Raw genomic sequence first — 16,431 nt, 5'->3', positions numbered from 1 at the left:
CTGGCGATACCTTTCTGTCTCAGGCAATGAGACATCCGTACGGGACGCTACGTGAGCTTGCACCATCGAAGGAGTTGCCCATGCTACGAATCAATGGCCGAACCTTGCCCGCCTTGCCACGTCCGGTGTTTGAGATTCAGGCGGAACACACGGCAGAGGGAGACATTCGCGTCACGGTGATGGCCGGACAAGGCGAAGACTCCCGAGTCGAGGAGTTTCCAATGACGGAGCAACCGCTGCTGGAACGACGCGTTGCCCAGTGGTTTCGCGGGCTGCCTTACTTTGAACCTGGGCATAGTGATTGGGCAAGTGAGTCTGACCGGGCGGCCATACTCATTGGCCAGTGGACGAGCCGCGAAAAGTCCGACATCACCCCCGGGAAAGAGATGACCATGCGTGAGATCGTTCAGAAGGCCATGGAGAAACTAAGCAGGGTGAGCAACGTATCCACGGGGCTTGCGCACCCCTTGGATGAGGCACGCGCCAAAGAACTCTTCATTGCGCTGAGGGATCATGGCGTTCCACTTTCCCAGGACGATGTCCGTCTGCAGGCTGAGGCCTGTGGCTGGCCGGCTCGTCATGCGCAAAAACTCGGCGAACTGGCAGAATGCATCGGCGAAGGTGCTGCGGTTCCTATTGCCTTTCCCCGCGGATGGGGTGAGGGCATCGTTGGCGAATTGCTCTCAGCTTCCTCGTAGCGGTGGGTTGCCGGAAAGTTGAAGCGGAGAGACAGCATGAAACACGCGGGAGCTTCGAGTCGTGACATTCGCGCCCGGGCCGATCGGCAGTAATCCCTCTTCGTAAGGAATATCCCGATGCGTCGTGACGATGATCTGATCCGCCTGTTGATGCTCGATCTGGAACAGGCCAGCGACTTTGTCACCGACCGACACACGGTGACAAACTTTACACGGGACCAAGTGGCCTATCATTTAGCGATCATCTTGAAGTCCGGCTTGGCCGAAGGTCCAGACGTTCGGTATACCTCGACAGGCAGTGATCCAACCATTCCTGCCACGGTAATCGTGAGGCGGCTCACTCCGGCAGGGCATGATTTCATTGCCAACCTACGCGATGAGGCGGTGTGGATCAAAGTAAAAGAGCGTGTCGCCAAGATCGGTGGCTCGGTCAGCCTGGATCTGCTCGGTCAGATCGGTGGCGCGGTCATAAAGCAGGTGTTGGGGCTCGCTTGAGACAGTATCCGTTATTGACTCAGTCGCCTGTATCGTACGTAAGCCGCGTAAGCCAAATCGTGCAGCTCATCCGGCTACGCACCTCGGTGACGTCCCTTTGAAGCTATCTGCAGAATTTCTCAATAATCCAAATGGCGCGATAGTGGTCGAAATTGAGGTCTACTGGCTTGAAAAGCACGACACCGCCGAACGTCACCCGGCACATCCGACAGCTCATCGCGAAAGTCGTCCCGGGTGGCAAGCCTGTCTATATGACGATTTGCCCTGAAGCCGACGCGAAGGTCAACGAGTGCTTCCCCAATGTGGCGGCCAAGATAACCCGAGCCGGTGGACGTATGTTGTGCGGGTGGCAGATCTGGGAATGGCCGCATGTCATGGTCGAGGCGGAGTTTCATGCGGTGTGGGTTTCGCCTGAAGGTGAGCACGTCGACATCACGCCCAAGCTGCACGGAGAGGCTAAGATCTTGTTTGTGCCCGATGCACGACGCACCTTTAGCGGTGTGGTCACAGATAACGTCAGGTTGCCGGTGCGAGACGACTTGCTCGTTCGCCATTTCATCAAGGCGTCCGAAGCCATTGTCCGGGTGATGAATCGTGGCGAGCGCGCCGCCAAGTACGGGCATGTCAGCGTTCCGGCACATGAAATCGAGCCGCTGCTGATGGCGCAGAGCTTTCTCGGTCAGTCCATTTCATCTGGCCTGCGCGACCACGATCCATGTCCATGCGGACGAGGCGGCAAATACAAGCGGTGTCATGGCCCTGGGTTTGAAGCCCTCTTTAGCAAGTAGGCTTGGCGTGAATCATTTTCTCTATACAGGCGTTAATACAGCCACTTAGCTGTGTTTCTGCGAAAATTTCCAGAATGCCGGCCGTACCTCCAGTTGAGCGGCACCACCAGCCGGCGCTCGTCCCAGATGCGCACCACCACGTAACTTCCGGCGATCTCCTCGATGCGGCCCCATTCGCCTTCGATGATCACCACGTCGTCGAGACGGATGGGCTGGGTCAGCGCAATCTGCAGGCCGGCGATCAGGTTGCTCAGCACCGGCCGCGCCGCCAGTCCTATCGCCAGCCCGGCCACGCCGGCGGAGGCGAGCAGGCTGGCGCCGAGCTGGCGCACGCCGGGAATGGTGAGCAGGATGATCGCCGTGCCCAGCACGATCACCACCACGTCGGCGGTGCGCGCCAGCACGCGCACCTGGGTGACCACGCGACGAGCCTGCAGGTTGTCCGCGGCATCCATCGGATAGCGCCGCACCGCGGCGCCCTCGAACGCGCCGACGCAACGCACCACCAGCCAGGTGCCGGCGGCCAGCAAACCGATCAGCAACAGATGCTCGACCAGTGCCATCGGTGCCGAGTCCAGTGCGGGGCCATAGCGCAGCATCAGCAAAAGCGAGAGCAAGGGCAGCAGCCACTGCAGCGGCGCGTGGGCGCGCTGCATCAGGTCGGCGATCACCGGGCGATCGCCCGCGAGCCGCCGCAGCACGGCGTGGATCGCGACACGCAGCACCAGCGCCAGCAACAAACCGGCCACCACGGTCACGCCCAGCCGCACCGCGACATGCTGCTGCCACAACTGCCACCACACGGTGAAGATATCGGCCATGCACCCAGCCTGCACGGCGCGGTGTCGACATCGCGTGGGCATGCGGCCGGGCCATGCCGTCGAGCTTCCAGCAATGGCGCCCCGGCGAAGGCCCTTGATGCAGCGCTCGTACCCTTGCGCGCAGGGGAGGGCTGGGGTGGGATCGCTCCTGGCGAGTCAACAGCAAGCGCCACTTCTTCGGTGAAACTTGCTCACGATCGCGTCGCGCGAATCTCACGGAAAATCGGCGCGGAAACGGCGAGGATCGAGCCACGTCCCGAGGAGACCGCTCATGCCATCGCACTCCCTGCCGATCATGCTGTCCAGCGTCCCGCCATCATCCGTCGGCGATCCCGAATACCAGCCGCCCGATCCCGCGCCGCCGCCGTTCCCCGATCCCACGGAACCGCAGCCCACGCCGAACGAACCCGAGCTGCCGCCGTCGCAGCCGCCCCCCGGGCGCGACCGGCCGTCGGCGGCAAGGCCGTGCAGGTGAACGCCGCCCCATCCCCGCCACCGGAGCTGCCGACGCGCGAGGGCATCCGTCGCTGGCCGCCGGATGGCTACCTGCGATTGAATGGCGCGGTCGACGTGCGCCGGCGGGCCGCTTGCACCTGCACCGAACGTTGCGGCGAGTGCCACGGCGATTGCGGCTGCGCCGCGTGCGAGCTGGGCTGGCTGGTCTGGCAGGACGACCAGGCGCTGTGGGACGAGGCGGGCAATCTGGTCAACGTGGTCGAACTGGGCGCGGCGCGGCGCTCACGGCCTCCCGCCGCGGATCAGCTGGGTTCGAGCCGCGCGGTGACCACGGTGGATTCATCCTCCAGGCCGGCCGCGTGCAGCGCCCGTTCGCCCGCCGCTTCGGGCAGTCGCGTGCGGCAGCTCACGAGGTCAGCTGGTCACCCGCCGCGTCGACGTACCGCCGCCGCTCACGCCAGGTTTCGGCTGTCTGCGGTTTGATGAACAGCGACAGCAGTTCGGGATGGATCGTCTTGGCCTGCGCCTCGATGCGGTTGATGCACGCCTCGATCTGCGGCGTGGTCAGTGCATCCTCGAACTCGGCGCTCAGCGTGGCCACCACCTGGTTCGGTCCCATCTGCACGGTCAGCACGCCGTTGGCGGCATGCACGCCGGGGTCCGCGGCAGCGATCGCGAGGATCGAACCGCTCACCCTCGGGTGCGCCGGTTCGCCGATCAGCAGGCCCTTGGTCTCGCGCGCCAGCAGCAGGGCAAACGAGGCCAGCACACCGGCGATACCGAGCGAGGCGACGCCATCGAGTGCAGGCTCGTCGAAGGCCTGCGCACCCACCACGCCGGCCAGCGCGATCAGCAGGCCCAGCAGGGCCGCGCTGTCTTCCAGCAGGACGGTGAAGGTGCTGGGGTCCTTGCTCAGCCGGAACGCCTCGAAGTAGCCCAGCTTGCCCTTGCGCGCGCGGAACTCGCGCAGCGCCACCAGCCACGAAGTGCCTTCGAACAGGAACGACACGCCGAGCACCGCGTAGTTGATCCACGACCGCTCGATCGCCTCCGGTTCGCGGATGTGCATCACGCCTTCGTAGAACGACACGCCTGCGCCTGCCGCCAGCACCAGCAGCGCCACGATGAAACTCCAGAAATACAGCTCGCGGCCATAGCCGAACGGATGGCTGCGATCCGGCGGCTTGCCGGCGCGATGCAAGCCGTACAACAGCAGCACCTCGTTCACCGTGTCCACCAGCGAGTGCACGCCCTCGCTCAGCATTGCCGAGCTGCCGGACAGCCCGGCCGCCACGAACTTGGCGATCACGATCATCAGGTTGCCGCCCAGCGCGACGTAGACCACCTTGTGCGAAGCGAAGGCCATGACTCAGCCCGCCATGCCCGATACGCGGTTGCGGTGGCCAGCCAGGCGCGTGGCGAGCACGGATGCGTGCCGGTGCGTGGTGACGATGGTGCGTTGTTCTGACATTGGCGTGGGCTGTGCGGGCGGTCGGCTTGACTGGCGTGGCTGGCAACGCCCGCGGGGGCGGTGCATAGTGATCGCGCCACAGACTGGGGATGGCGCCGTGAGACGGTCGTGAACCATGCCGCCGCACGCGGGGTTTCTTCCTGACGGGACAGGCTGCTTTCGAATCGGGACGGGATGCGTTGCATGGCAGATTCCACCTCACCACCCCATGCGGCCGGGCACGGCGGCGACAGGAAGGGGATGAGCGACGCGGAGGATTTTTTCGAACATGCCGCGGTGGGCATGCGGCTGGTCGCGGCTGACGGCACGATCCTGCGTGCCAACCAGGCCGAGCTGGACCTGCTGGGCTATCGCCGCGACGAGTATGTGGGCCACAACCTGGCCGATTTCGATGCCGACGACGACAATCTGTGCGCGCTGCTCGCGCGGGTGCGCGCCGGCGAATCGGTGGACAAGCGGCCGGCGCGGCTGATCGGCGGTGACGGCCGGGTGCGCCAGGTGCAGATCAGCTCCAGTGGACGCTTCGAGCGCGGCCAGTTCGTGCACTCGCGCTGCATCACCATCGACGTCAAGGAACAGAACTCGCGCCAGCGCGCCACGGCGGAGCGCGGTCGCCTCTCGCAGCAGTTGCTGCAGGCCTTGCCGATCGCCGTGCATGGCACCGATGCCGGAGGCGCCATCACCTTCTTCAATGAAGCGGCCGTGGAGCTGGCCGGGCGGCGCCCGATGCCGGGCGAGAAATGGTGTCTGTTTGCGCGATTGTTCCAGGCCGATGGCGCGCCGCTGCCGCACGAGCAGTGCGCGATGGCGCGGGCGGTGCGCGAAGCGCGGGCGATTCATGGCGACATCGCCTTGGCACAACGGGCCGATGGCCGGCGGATCGCGTTCGCCGCCTATTCCACGCCGTTGTTCGACGGGGGCGTGCTGACCGGCGCGGTGAACATGCTGGTGGACATCCCCGATCCGCGTGAGGCAGGGCAGGCCAGCAAGGATCTGAACAACCACCTGAAGCGACGGATGGCCGAGCGCACCCGCGTCGCGGAAGCCGGCATGGCGGGCGTGAGCCGCAGCGAACGGTATTTCCAGCTGCTGGTGTCCAACGTGACCGACTACGCGATCTTCATGCTGGACCCGCGCGGCATCATCACCAACTGGAACACCGGCGCGGAGCGCATCAAGGGCTACCGCGCCGAGGAGATCATCGGCCAGCATTTCTCGTGCTTCTATCCGCCGGAAGAACGCAGTCGCGGCACGCCACAGACGGCGCTGGAAACGGCCAGGCGGGAAGGCCATTACGTGGCCGAGGGATGGCGGGTGCGCAAGGACGGCAGCCGCTTCTGGGCCAGCGTGGTGATCGACCCGATATACGACGATGGCGTGCTGGTCGGCTACGCCAAGATCACCCGCGACATCTCGCGGCGCCGGCAGGCCGAGACGGCGCTGGCCGAGAGCGACCAACTGGCACGCGGCATCATCGACTCCGCGCTGGACGGTTTTGCCCAGCTCGATGGCGCCGGCCGCATCGTGCGCTGGAACCCGCAGGCCGAGGCAATGTTCGGCTGGTCGCGCGCGGAGGCCCGCGGCAAGCCGCTGGCGACCCTGGTCGGTCCGCCCGGTCATCCCGAGCGACTGTTGGCCGACCTCGAACCCAGCCCGGCGCGGGGCGCCAGGCGCGGGGCGACACGGCAGAGCGAGATGGTCAACCGCGTGGGCGAAACGATCCCGGTGGAACTGAGCGTCAGCAGCCTGTCCTTGCACGGCGAATCGCGTACCAACGTATTCATCCGCGACCTCAGCGAAAAGATCCGGATCGAAGCGCAACTGCGCCAGGCGCAGAAGATGGAAGCCGTCGGCCAGCTCACCGGCGGCCTGGCCCACGACTTCAACAACCTGCTGCAAGGCATCATCGGTTCACTGGATCTGATCCAGCTGCACGCCAGCTCGGGCGACGCCGCCACGTTGCAGCGTTTCGTCCAGGGCGCGCTCAACTCGGCCAATCGCGCTGCGGCGACGACGCATCGCCTGCTGGCCTTCTCTCGCCGCCAGCCGCTGGACCCGCGTCCGGTGGCGGCCAACCCGTTGATCGCGTCGATGGAAGAACTGCTGCAGCGCACGCTCGGCGAGGCGGTGACGCTGCGCTTCGAGCTGGCGGACGACTTGTGGTTGACCCTGTGCGATCCGAACCAGCTGGAAAGCGCCTTGCTGAACCTGACCATCAACGCGCGCGACGCGATGCCCGACGGCGGCGACCTGCTGATCCGTTCGAGCAACCTGGACGCGGGCTCGATCGAGAGCGGCAACTGGCTGGAGGCGGACAGCGGGCAATACATCTGCATCGAGGTCGTCGACAACGGCACCGGCATGGCCCCGGAGGTGCTGGAGCATGCCTTCGAGCCGTTCTTCACCACCAAGCCGACGGGGCGGGGCACCGGCCTGGGCCTGTCGATGGTCTATGGTTTCGCACGGCAGTCGAACGGCTATTGCGACATCCGCAGCGCGGCGGGAGAGGGCACCTCGATCAAGCTCTATCTGCCGCGCCATGTCGAGCTGGCGCGCCCAGGGCACGATCAGGCCGAGGCCACCCCGCGCCCGTCGAACGGCGAAGTGGTGCTGGTGGTGGAAGACGAACAGGTGGTGCGCCAGGTGGTGGTAGAGGTACTGCACCAGCTGGGCTACGCGGTGCTGGAGGCGCCGGACGCCGATGCCGCCCTCGCCGCGTTGGAATCGCACGGCCACTTGCACATGCTGATCTCCGACATCAGCCTGCCGGGCATGAGCGGCCGCTCGCTGGCCGACACGCTGCGCGCGCGCCAGCCCGAACTGAAAGTGCTGCTGATGACCGGCTATGCCGCCGACACGGCGTCAAGCAAGGGATTCGCCGCCGGCATGGAGCTGATCACCAAGCCGTTCACGGTGAGCGCGCTGGCCGAACGGTTGCGGCGGATGCTGGGCGATGTCACGGACGGCGACGACGCGAACTGAGCCGGTCGGGTTGTTCAACCGCCTGCCGAAGCGGGCGGCGAAGCCAGCAGCTCGCGCACGATCTGCTGCAGCGTATCCACCGACACCGGCTTGTTCACCATGCGAACCCGAGGAAACTCCTGCGCCAACCCGCTGAGGTCGCCACCGGACATCACCGCAAACGGGACGTTGCGCTTCTGCAAGGCGGCCATCACCGGCCACGCATTCTCGCCGCGCAAGCCCACGTCGATCATCGCCGCATCGAGCCGGCTGGCCTCGACGTCGTTGAGTGCGTCGACCAGATTGAGGTCGACCAGCACCTCCAGGCCCATCGCCCGCAGCGTGTCTTCCATCACCATGGCCACCACGGGGTCGTCTTCGACCACCAGCACGCGCTTGCAGTCTTCCATTTCCGCTTCCATTTCCGTGACCCTGGCGCCCGTCAAAGTCGCATTGTAGGCCGCCGACGGCGGTTTGGGATCGCCGTCCGGGGTGTCCGACTTTCCCCGTTGCGTTCGCGGTTCAAGCCTTGCCGCGCGAGCCACCGACTTGCTTGGCCAGTTCGACCTTGCGCTGTTCCATGCGTGCGCCCAGTGCCTTGAGCTCGGCGGCCGAAAGCAGCTTCTTCGCCTCCTTGAACATCTCCTCCTCTTCCTCCTTGACGTGGTGTTCGACCAGTTCGCGCAACACCTTGGCGCGGCCGGAGAACTGCTCGCTGCCGACGTCGGTGTCGAGCAGGTCCGGGAGCACCAGATCGCCGGCGGCGCGATGCTCCTCCAGCGCCTCGAAGTACATCTTTGCATCGTCCTTCGTACCGGCCTTCCTGAAGGCGGGATAGAAGATCTCTTCCTCGATCGTGGTATGGACCTCCAGGTCGACGCGGATTTGTGCGAGCAGCTCGCTGCGCGTCTTCGCGGCGCGGGTGGTCGTTTTCGCAAGCTCGGCGAGCAGTTCCTTGACCTTCTTGTGATCGGCTTTCAGCAGTTGGATGGCATCCACGGGGCGCTCCGGTTCTGGCGGGGGAGGGAGTGGCGAGCATTCCATCCCAGGCGTGAATCCGGTGTCCCGCGAAGGCCCGGCCATCATCACGCCATCGCAGCGAATCGGGCCTGGTCCGGCCATCGGCAGCGGGGCCAGCGACCGCACGTGCACGCCGGCCACACCGAGGCTTCACCCGGCAAAACGCAGGCTGCCATCGTTCCCTCCACACACGAGCAGCAGGCATGGCAACCCACGACCGCAAAGACCGGCAACATCCCGGGCGCAAGAACGACAGGGAGCCACCGGAGACTCCCGAAACGCGGCGGCAACGCAAGAAGAAGGAAAGCGAGAACCAGGACGAGGCACTGGAGGAAACCTTTCCGGCCAGCGATCCTGTCTCGCCGTTCATCCCGTCCAAACCGCCGGAACCGGATTGAGCGAGAACATCGCCGACAACGGAGTACGCGCACAACTGCGCATGGCCCAAGTCGAACACCTGGACCAGGCAAGAACGATGTCCTTTGAAGACGATGGCTCTTCCAACGTCCGGAAGAAGCTGATTGGCACCTGGCGAGGCAGTGGCGGAGAGGGTCGATGCGCCGCTGGAGGACGGTTGCCGTGGAGGCTGTCGCCTGCTATCTTTAATTTCGCATAATGTATATTATGTAAAATATAGAATACATCATCGAGGCATCGACCTCCACACGCTATCGGCACGTGCTCTTGTCGATCTCGGTCGACTCTGTGCCGGGCACACGCTCGCGAAAGAACGGCATCTAGCGCCGGGCGCCCAATGTGGCTGGCGGACCTTCACCCTCGCCGACCTTGCGGCGTTGGCGAGAGGCAACCCTCAGGCGCTGCCCATTGTCCGGGTCGCTCTCGTGCGGCCGACCCGCTGCAACCAGTCGTAACCGTCATCGGAACTCAGTCCGCCCATGCTCGCGGTGTCCTGACGGGAGGCGTCGCGACTGGCACGGCCGGAGACGCCGCGCTGATGGTGCTGGTATGGCTGCCGCGGTTTCTGTCTGTTGTCGCGTGTCATGGTGTTGAGTCCTGTGGACGAGGCAATGACCGGTCAACGAGCACACCGGTCCGGGCGTGACCAGGGAATCAGGCCGGAATGGCCCGGGATCAATGGCGCTGCGGTGATCGCACCGTTCCCGGCAAGAGACAGCGGTGGGCTGGCGGACTGTTCGCCCGGGGAAACACACCGGTCATCAGTCACGGGTTTTGCCGAGGGGGATCGGCACCATCTGGCTGCCGAGTTCTTCGGAAATCCCCGCCATGAACAACAAGATCGTGTTCTTCCTGTGGCTCGTCGCCGCCGGCCTGCTGGCGACCCTGCCGGCAGGCGCGCGCGCAGCGACTCTGGGCGATGGCGACTACGCCAGGATCGGCGTGCCGGATCTGCGGCAGGCCTCGGCGTTTTTCCACGACGTACTGAATTGCCGCCCGGTTGGCGACCCCGCGCCAATCGCGGCGGGGGCATCAGGCTCCCGCCTGCTTTCCTGCGGCAGCGGTTCGATGCTGGAATTGTTCGTCGAGCGTGGCGACTCCCCTGCCCGCGGCTCGGCCGCCACCGGCGAGACCTTGCAGTTCCTCGCAGATGGCACCCTGCGCACCGATGCCTGGCTTCGGCAGCGCGGCGTCATCGTCAGTGGCGCACCACACCGGCTGACTTCCGGTCCGTGGGCTGGCCGCATGGCGCTGGACTTCGTGGCGCCCTGGGGCATGCGGATACGGCTGCTCGGCAGCAAGCCGCCGGATACCGCCTACGGTGATATCGACACCGTGGCGGCGGCGCCGCGCGGCCACTAGCGCCTGGCGCGGAAGAAGTCGCGCAGCATGCGGGCCGATTCCTCGGCCAACAGCCCGCCGGCCACCTCGATGCGATGGTTGTGCCGCGCGTCGATCAAGGTATCGAACACGCTGCCGGCCGCGCCGGTCTTGGGATCGGCGGCGGCGTAGACCACGCGGCTGATGCGTGCGTGGATCAGCGCCATCGCGCACATCGAGCACGGTTCCAGCGTCACGTACAGCGTGGCGCCGGACAACCGGTGGTTGGCGAGCTGCTCGCCGGCGGCGCGCATGGCCATCACCTCGGCGTGGGCGGTCGGGTCGTGCAGGGTGATGTTGCGGTTCCAGCCCAGCCCCACGACTTCGCCGTTCAACACCAGCACTGCCCCCACCGGCACCTCGTTCTCGCTGTCGCGGGCGTGCGCGGCCAGTTGCAGCGCACGCTGCATGTGGCGCACATCGGCGGGTGAGAAACCACTTGAGGTTTCCGATTTTTCGTCTTTCATCTCAATAAGTTGTCGACTTTATCTGGGAAAGATTGGAGCCAAGCTGGCCTTTCCCGACATACGCAAGCCATTGATTTGCCTATTCCCACTCGATCGTGGCGGGTGGCTTGCCGCTGATGTCGTAAACAACGCGAGAAACACCACGCAACTCATTGATTATTCTATTTGAAACCCTGCCAAGAAACTCGTGCGGGAGGTGCGCCCAGTGAGCGGTCATGAAGTCGATGGTTTCCACCGCGCGCAAGGCGATCACCCATTCGTAGGCGCGCGCGTCGCCGACCACGCCCACCGACTTCACCGGCAGGAACACCGCGAACGCCTGGCTGGTCCGGTCGTACAGGTCGGCCTTGCGCAACTCCTCGATGAAGATCGCGTCGGCGCGCGCCAGCAACTCGGCATATTCGCGCTTCACCTCGCCGAGGATGCGCACGCCCAGGCCCGGCCCCGGGAACGGGTGGCGATAGACCATTTCGCGCGGCAGGCCGAGCTCCACGCCGATGCGGCGCACTTCGTCCTTGAACAGCTCGCGCAGCGGTTCGACCAGTTTCAGCTTCATGTGCGCCGGCAGGCCGCCGACGTTGTGGTGGCTCTTGATGACGTGGGCCTTGCCGGTCTTGCTGCCGGCCGACTCGATCACGTCGGGGTAGATCGTGCCCTGCGCCAGCCACTTCACCTTGCTGCCGTCGGCGGTGATCTTGCCCGACTCCTCGTCGAAGATCTCCACGAACAGGCCGCCGATGATCTTGCGCTTGGCTTCCGGATCGGAGACGCCTTCGAGTGCCTCGAAGTAGCGGTCGGCCGCGTTGACGCGGATCACCTTGACGCCCATGTGCTCGGCCATGGTGGCCATCACCTGGTCGCCCTCTTTCCAGCGCAGCAGGCCGGTGTCGACGAACACGCAGGTAAGCCTCGCGCCGATCGCCTTGTGCAGCAGCGCGGCCACCACCGAGGAATCGACGCCGCCGGAGAGGCCGAGCAGCACGTGGTCGTCGCCGACCTGCTCGCGCACGCGGGCGATCTGGTCGTCGATGATGTTGGCCGGCGTCCACAGCGTGGCGCAACCGCATATCTCGGTGATGAAGCGCTTGAGCAGCGCCCCGCCCTGCTTCGTGTGGGTCACTTCCGGGTGGAACTGCACGCCGTACCAGCGCTTGTCGTGGTTCTCCATCACCGCCGCCGGAATGCGCGCGGTGGTGCCGGTGACCACGAAGCCCGGCGGCACGCGCGACACGTGGTCGCCGTGGCTCATCCACACGTCCAGCCGGTGCGCGTCCGCGTGGTCGGTGAAGCCCTCGAACAGTCGGCTGGTGCCCGCAATGTCCACTTGGGCATGGCCGAACTCGCGCTGGTCGGCCGCCTCGGTGGCGCCGCCCAGCTGCGCGGCCAGGGTCTGCATGCCGTAGCAGATGCCGAGGATCGGCACGCCCGCATCGAACACTTGTTGCGGCGCCTTGGGCGCGCCCGGGAGCGTGGTCGATTCCGGCCCGCCGGACAGGATGATGCCCTTGGCGCCGAACGCGGCGATCTCGCCCGGATCGTGGTCCCAGGCCCAGATCTCGCAATACACGCCCAGCTCGCGCACGCGCCGGGCGATCAACTGCGTGTACTGCGCACCGAAGTCGAGGATGAGTATTTTGTGGGAGTGGATGTTGGTCATGGGCGGCGGACGGATATCAGGAAAGGATGGGCCAACGAGTGCGACGGGTGACGGAAGCTGCATGCCGGTCGCCGCGGCGAAAGCAGGAAGCTACGCGAGGCGACGATTCCCCATGCCCGTCATCCCGGCGAAAGCCGGGACCCGGTGACTTGTGCCGCGACGCTTGGGAAAGCGCTGGACCCCGGCTTTCGCCGGGATGACGGCGGTGTGGTACGGCGTGTGGCGGGAGGGGCGGGCATGGTAATGACCACCCTTCCCGGCCGGATCACGAGTTCAAGCGGTAATTCGGCGCTTCCTTGGTGATCTGGATATCGTGCGGGTGCGCTTCGGTGACGCCGGCGGAGGTGACCTTGACGAACTGCGCCTTGCTGCGCACATCCTCGACGGTGGCCGCGCCCAGGTAGCCCATCGACGCGCGCAGGCCGCCGATCAACTGGTGGATGATGTTGCGCAGCGGCCCGCGGTACGGCACGCGGCCCTCGATGCCCTCGGGTACCAGCTTGTCGGCGTCGGCCTCGTCCTGGAAGTAGCGATCCTTGGAGCCGAGCTGCATCGCGCCGATCGAGCCCATGCCGCGGTAGCTCTTGTACGAGCGGCCCTGGAACAGCTCGACCTCGCCCGGGGATTCCTCGGTGCCGGCGAACATCGAGCCCAGCATCACGCTGGATGCACCGGCCGCCAGGGCCTTGGGGATGTCGCCGGAGTAGCGGATGCCACCATCGGCAATCAGCGGAATCTCGTCCTTCAGCGCGGTGGCGACCAGGTCGATCGCGGTGATCTGTGGCACGCCGACACCGGCAACCACGCGAGTGGTGCAGATCGAGCCGGGGCCCACGCCCACCTTGACCGCGTCCACGCCCACGTCGAGCAGTGCCCGCGCCGCCTCGCCGGTGACGATGTTGCCGGCCACCACCTGCACCTGCGGATAGTGCTTCTTGACCCAGGCCACCCGGTCGATCACGCCCTGCGAATGGCCGTGTGCGGTATCCACGACCAACACGTCGACGCCGGCATCGACCAGCGCCGCCACGCGTTGCTCGGTGTCGCCGCTCACGCCGACGGCAGCACCCACCAGCAGCGCCTCGTGACTGTCCTTGGCGGCATGCGGGTTGTCGCGCGCCTTCTGGATGTCCTTCACGGTGATCAGGCCGCGCAACTGGAAGTCGTCGTTGACCACCAGCACTTTCTCGATGCGATGCTTGTGCAGCAACAGCATCACCTCGTCCTGGCTGGCGCCTTCCTTTACGGTGACCAGCTTGTCCTGGCGGGTCATGATGTTGCGCACCGGATCGTCCGGCTTGCGTTCGAAACGCATGTCACGGCTGGTGACGATGCCGACCAGGCGATTGCCCTCGACCACCGGCACGCCGGAGATGTTGTGCGCGTGGGTGAGCCGCAGCACCTCGCGGATCGAGGTCTCCGGGCCGACCGTGATCGGGCTGCGGATCACGCCGGCCTCGAACTTCTTCACCAGCCGCACTTCGGCGGCCTGCTGCTCGGCGGTCATGTTCTTGTGGATGATGCCGATGCCGCCGTTCTGCGCCATGGTGATGGCCAGGCGCGCCTCGGTGACGGTATCCATCGCGGCGGAAACGATCGGGATGTTCAGCCGCAGGCCGCGGGTGAAGCGCGTCGAGGTGTTCACGTCGCGCGGCAGGACGATGGAATGGCCCGGAACCAGGTAGACGTCGTCGTAGGTCAGGGCCTCGGCGAGGATGCGCATGCGAAATGTCCCGCTGCAAAGAGGGAATTATACGTTCCCTTCACTGCCCTCGCCAGCGCCGGACCCGCGCGGCGCGGCCAATGTGATGACATAGCACCGCACCCGGCATGTATCTTGGCGACCTTCGCAGGAGCCGCCGTGCACGCCCATTCCTCTCACGATCACCCCCACGATCACCCTCGCGATCACGCGCAGGGACACGACCATGCCCATCCCCATGCGGCCGGTCATCCGCATGCCCACGGCGTGGCCCGTGATGCCGATCGGCGTTATCTGACGATCGCCCTGCTGTTGCTGCTGGGTTTCATGATCGTCGAGGTGGTGGTCGGCATGCTGGCTCAATCGCTGGCGCTGATCTCCGATGCCGGCCACATGCTGACCGACGTCGGCGCGATCGCCCTGGCGCTGGTGGCGATGCGGCTGGCCAGCCGACCGGCGCGCGGCAGCTACACGTTCGGGCTCAAGCGGGTGGAAATTCTCAGCGCGCAGGCCAATGGCGTGACCTTGCTGTTGCTCTCGGCGTGGTTCGTGGTCGAGGCCGTGCGCCGGCTGATCCACCCGCCCGCCGTGCACGGCCTGCTGGTCACCTTCGTGGCGGTGGCGGGCATCGGCGTGAACCTGCTGGCGGTGTGGGCGATGCACAAGGCCAACCGGGAAAGCCTCAACATCCAGGGCAGTTACCAGCACGTGCTCACCGACCTGTATGCATTCATCGCCACGGCGGTGGCCGGCGTGCTGGTCTGGTGGACGGGGTGGAACCAGTTCGATTCCCTGGCGGCGCTGGTGGTTGCGGCGCTGATGCTCAAGGCCGGCATCGGGCTGGTGCGCGATGCCGGCCGGGTTTTCCTGGAGGCGGCGCCGCGCGGACTGGAACCGGACGCGATCGGCCAGGCCATGCACGCCCTGCCCGCGGTCACGCGGGTGGACGACCTGCACGTGTGGGAAGTGACCTCGGGCATGCCGGCGCTGTCGGCACACGTCTTCGTCGAGCTCGACGTCGACTGCCACGACGTGCGCCGCGAACTGGAAGCCATGTTGCGCGATCGATTCGCGATCACGCATACGACCATCCAGACCGACCATGCGGCCAGCGGCCAGGTGGTCGCGACGCCCTGTTCGCTCGAGGCGCACGACACCGGCCACCGCAGCTGAGCGAACGACCTAGCCGGCGCTGCCGCGGGCAGCCTGTGCCTCGGCCGCTTCCAGCGTGTTCTCCATCAAGGTGGCGACGGTCATCGGCCCCACCCCGCCCGGCACCGGCGTGATCCAGCTGGCGCGCTCGGCGGCCGGGGCGAACTCCACGTCGCCGACCAGCCGGCCGTCCTCCAGCCGATTGATGCCGACGTCGATCACCACCGCGCCGGGCTTGATCCAGTCGCCCCGCACCAGGCCGGGCTTGCCGACCGCGACGATCACGATGTCGGCCTGGCGCACGAAACTTTCCAGCTCCCGCGTGAAGCGATGGCACGAGGTGGTGGTGCAACCGGCGATCATCAGCTCCAGCACCAGCGGCCGGCCGACGTGGTTGGACACGCCCACCACCACCGCATGCTGCCCGCGCACCGGCCGATCGGTGTGGCCGAGCAGGGTCATCACGCCGCGCGGGGTGCACGGCCGCAGGCCGAACCGGCGCAGCGCCAGCCGCCCCACGTTGACTGCCTGGAACCCGTCCACGTCCTTGTCCGGGTCGATGCGGTCGACCAGCGCGTCTTCGTCGATGTGTGCCGGCAGCGGCGACTGCACCAGGATGCCGTGCACCTGCGGGTCGGCGTTGAGGCGGTCGATCAGCGCGAACAACTCGGCCTGCGTGGTCTCGGCCGGAAGGTCGTGATCGAAGGAACGGAAGCCCACCTGGTGGCAGGCCTTGCGCTTGTTGCGCACGTACACCGTCGAGGCCGCGTCGCTGCCGACCAGCACCACGGCCAGCCCCGGTGCGGGCAGGCCCCGACCGACCCGTTCGGCCACGCGCAGGTGCAGCTGTTCCAGCAGTTCCCGGGCGATGCGTTTGCCGTCGAGTATGCGTGCGCTCATGCTGATCCCTGGCCGTAAAGGATGCATTATCCGGGCTGGACGACAT

16 protein-coding genes are annotated in these 16,431 nt (G+C 66.1%); 8 read left to right on the top strand and 8 right to left on the bottom strand.

What is annotated here, in order from left to right; genetic code table 11:
* Positions 1-80 precede the first annotated feature (80 nt).
* From ACFCQI_RS16280 to ACFCQI_RS16270, 3 genes are all read left to right on the top strand, one after another.
* Positions 81-698 carry a DUF1889 family protein gene (locus ACFCQI_RS16280; protein ID WP_395118456.1) on the top strand — a complete coding sequence of 206 codons (618 nt, stop codon included), beginning with the start codon at positions 81-83 and terminating at the stop codon, positions 696-698.
* 117 nt (positions 699-815) lie between these two features.
* Positions 816-1,193: a DUF2513 domain-containing protein gene (locus ACFCQI_RS16275; protein WP_395118454.1), complete on the top strand. Its 378-nt coding sequence runs from the start codon at positions 816-818 to the stop codon at positions 1,191-1,193.
* Between the two features lie 167 nt (positions 1,194-1,360).
* Positions 1,361-1,981 carry an SEC-C domain-containing protein gene (locus tag ACFCQI_RS16270; RefSeq protein ID WP_395118452.1) on the top strand — a complete coding sequence of 207 codons (621 nt, stop codon included), beginning with the start codon at positions 1,361-1,363 and terminating at the stop codon, positions 1,979-1,981.
* A gap of 32 nt (positions 1,982-2,013) precedes the next feature.
* On the opposite strand, the gene ACFCQI_RS16265 is transcribed toward ACFCQI_RS16270, so the two are convergent.
* Positions 2,014-2,802 (bottom strand): mechanosensitive ion channel family protein, encoded by a 789-nt coding sequence (locus tag ACFCQI_RS16265; protein ID WP_395118450.1) that lies wholly within the window; start codon positions 2,800-2,802, stop codon positions 2,014-2,016.
* A 271-nt stretch (positions 2,803-3,073) separates the two neighbouring features.
* Here ACFCQI_RS16265 and ACFCQI_RS16260 point away from each other — a divergent pair, with 271 nt between their 5' ends.
* Positions 3,074-3,277, top strand: coding sequence for a hypothetical protein (locus tag ACFCQI_RS16260; protein WP_395118448.1), 204 nt, complete (start codon positions 3,074-3,076; stop codon positions 3,275-3,277).
* A gap of 387 nt (positions 3,278-3,664) precedes the next feature.
* Here the strand turns inward: ACFCQI_RS16260 and ACFCQI_RS16255 are convergent, their stop codons facing one another.
* Positions 3,665-4,624, bottom strand: coding sequence for a cation diffusion facilitator family transporter (locus ACFCQI_RS16255; protein WP_395118446.1), 960 nt, complete (start codon positions 4,622-4,624; stop codon positions 3,665-3,667).
* 288 nt (positions 4,625-4,912) lie between these two features.
* Between ACFCQI_RS16255 and ACFCQI_RS16250 the strand changes: the two genes are divergently transcribed.
* The gene (locus ACFCQI_RS16250; protein WP_395118444.1) at positions 4,913-7,711 is read left to right on the top strand and encodes a PAS domain S-box protein; all 2,799 of its coding nucleotides are present in this window, start codon (positions 4,913-4,915) and stop codon (positions 7,709-7,711) included.
* Between the two features lie 14 nt (positions 7,712-7,725).
* On the opposite strand, the gene ACFCQI_RS16245 is transcribed toward ACFCQI_RS16250, so the two are convergent.
* Both ACFCQI_RS16245 and ACFCQI_RS16240 read right to left on the bottom strand, forming a co-directional pair.
* Positions 7,726-8,100 (bottom strand): response regulator, encoded by a 375-nt coding sequence (locus ACFCQI_RS16245; protein WP_395118442.1) that lies wholly within the window; start codon positions 8,098-8,100, stop codon positions 7,726-7,728.
* Positions 8,101-8,212: 112 nt separating this feature from the next.
* The gene (locus ACFCQI_RS16240; protein WP_395118440.1) at positions 8,213-8,689 is read right to left on the bottom strand and encodes a hemerythrin domain-containing protein; all 477 of its coding nucleotides are present in this window, start codon (positions 8,687-8,689) and stop codon (positions 8,213-8,215) included.
* Positions 8,690-8,913: 224 nt separating this feature from the next.
* On the opposite strand from ACFCQI_RS16240, the gene ACFCQI_RS16235 reads away from it, so the two are divergent.
* Together ACFCQI_RS16235 and ACFCQI_RS16230 are read left to right on the top strand one after the other, a co-directional pair.
* Positions 8,914-9,108, top strand: a complete 195-nt coding sequence (locus ACFCQI_RS16235; RefSeq protein WP_395118438.1) for a hypothetical protein — start codon at positions 8,914-8,916, stop codon at positions 9,106-9,108.
* 847 nt (positions 9,109-9,955) lie between these two features.
* Positions 9,956-10,489 carry a VOC family protein gene (locus ACFCQI_RS16230; RefSeq protein WP_395118436.1) on the top strand — a complete coding sequence of 178 codons (534 nt, stop codon included), beginning with the start codon at positions 9,956-9,958 and terminating at the stop codon, positions 10,487-10,489.
* Here ACFCQI_RS16230 and tadA read toward each other — a convergent pair.
* The 3 genes from tadA to guaB form a co-directional block, all read right to left on the bottom strand.
* Positions 10,486-10,917 carry a tRNA adenosine(34) deaminase TadA gene (gene tadA / locus ACFCQI_RS16225; RefSeq protein WP_395118434.1) on the bottom strand — a complete coding sequence of 144 codons (432 nt, stop codon included), beginning with the start codon at positions 10,915-10,917 and terminating at the stop codon, positions 10,486-10,488. The genes ACFCQI_RS16230 and tadA overlap by 4 nt on opposite strands.
* Positions 10,918-11,053: 136 nt before the next feature.
* Positions 11,054-12,631 carry a glutamine-hydrolyzing GMP synthase gene (gene guaA / locus ACFCQI_RS16220; RefSeq protein ID WP_395118432.1) on the bottom strand — a complete coding sequence of 526 codons (1,578 nt, stop codon included), beginning with the start codon at positions 12,629-12,631 and terminating at the stop codon, positions 11,054-11,056.
* A gap of 265 nt (positions 12,632-12,896) precedes the next feature.
* Positions 12,897-14,354, bottom strand: a complete 1,458-nt coding sequence (guaB, locus tag ACFCQI_RS16215) for an IMP dehydrogenase (protein ID WP_395118430.1) — start codon at positions 14,352-14,354, stop codon at positions 12,897-12,899.
* A gap of 246 nt (positions 14,355-14,600) precedes the next feature.
* Between guaB and ACFCQI_RS16210 the strand changes: the two genes are divergently transcribed.
* Positions 14,601-15,506: a cation diffusion facilitator family transporter gene (locus tag ACFCQI_RS16210; RefSeq protein WP_395118428.1), complete on the top strand. Its 906-nt coding sequence runs from the start codon at positions 14,601-14,603 to the stop codon at positions 15,504-15,506.
* Positions 15,507-15,515: 9 nt separating this feature from the next.
* On the opposite strand, the gene folD is transcribed toward ACFCQI_RS16210, so the two are convergent.
* The gene (folD, locus tag ACFCQI_RS16205; protein ID WP_395118426.1) at positions 15,516-16,385 is read right to left on the bottom strand and encodes a bifunctional methylenetetrahydrofolate dehydrogenase/methenyltetrahydrofolate cyclohydrolase FolD; all 870 of its coding nucleotides are present in this window, start codon (positions 16,383-16,385) and stop codon (positions 15,516-15,518) included.
* Positions 16,386-16,431: the final 46 nt, after the last annotated feature.

Source organism: Rhodanobacter sp. FW102-FHT14D06, from assembly GCF_043950705.1.
GTDB lineage: Bacteria > Pseudomonadota > Gammaproteobacteria > Xanthomonadales > Rhodanobacteraceae > Rhodanobacter.
The sequence above is the reverse complement of the archived record's forward strand: the minus strand, read 5'-3'. Positions and strand labels throughout refer to the sequence as shown.

Bases quoted from the DNA above. Each gene is read 5' to 3' on its own strand.
- ACFCQI_RS16265 (WP_395118450.1), bottom strand. From the start codon at position 2,802: ATGGCCGATATCTTCACCGTGTGGTGGCAGTTGTGGCAGCAGCATGTC.
- ACFCQI_RS16250 (WP_395118444.1), top strand. From the start codon at position 4,913: ATGGCAGATTCCACCTCACCACCCCATGCGGCCGGGCACGGCGGCGAC.
- ACFCQI_RS16245 (WP_395118442.1), bottom strand. From the start codon at position 8,100: ATGGAAGACTGCAAGCGCGTGCTGGTGGTCGAAGACGACCCCGTGGTG.
- folD (WP_395118426.1), bottom strand. From the start codon at position 16,385: ATGAGCGCACGCATACTCGACGGCAAACGCATCGCCCGGGAACTGCTG.
- ACFCQI_RS16255 (WP_395118446.1), bottom strand. From the start codon at position 4,624: ATGGCCTTCGCTTCGCACAAGGTGGTCTACGTCGCGCTGGGCGGCAAC.
- ACFCQI_RS16275 (WP_395118454.1), top strand. From the start codon at position 816: ATGCGTCGTGACGATGATCTGATCCGCCTGTTGATGCTCGATCTGGAA.
- ACFCQI_RS16280 (WP_395118456.1), top strand. From the start codon at position 81: ATGCTACGAATCAATGGCCGAACCTTGCCCGCCTTGCCACGTCCGGTG.
- tadA (WP_395118434.1), bottom strand. From the start codon at position 10,917: ATGCAGCGTGCGCTGCAACTGGCCGCGCACGCCCGCGACAGCGAGAAC.
- ACFCQI_RS16235 (WP_395118438.1), top strand. From the start codon at position 8,914: ATGGCAACCCACGACCGCAAAGACCGGCAACATCCCGGGCGCAAGAAC.
- guaA (WP_395118432.1), bottom strand. From the start codon at position 12,631: ATGACCAACATCCACTCCCACAAAATACTCATCCTCGACTTCGGTGCG.
- ACFCQI_RS16260 (WP_395118448.1), top strand. From the start codon at position 3,074: ATGCCATCGCACTCCCTGCCGATCATGCTGTCCAGCGTCCCGCCATCA.
- guaB (WP_395118430.1), bottom strand. From the start codon at position 14,354: ATGCGCATCCTCGCCGAGGCCCTGACCTACGACGACGTCTACCTGGTT.
- ACFCQI_RS16230 (WP_395118436.1), top strand. From the start codon at position 9,956: ATGAACAACAAGATCGTGTTCTTCCTGTGGCTCGTCGCCGCCGGCCTG.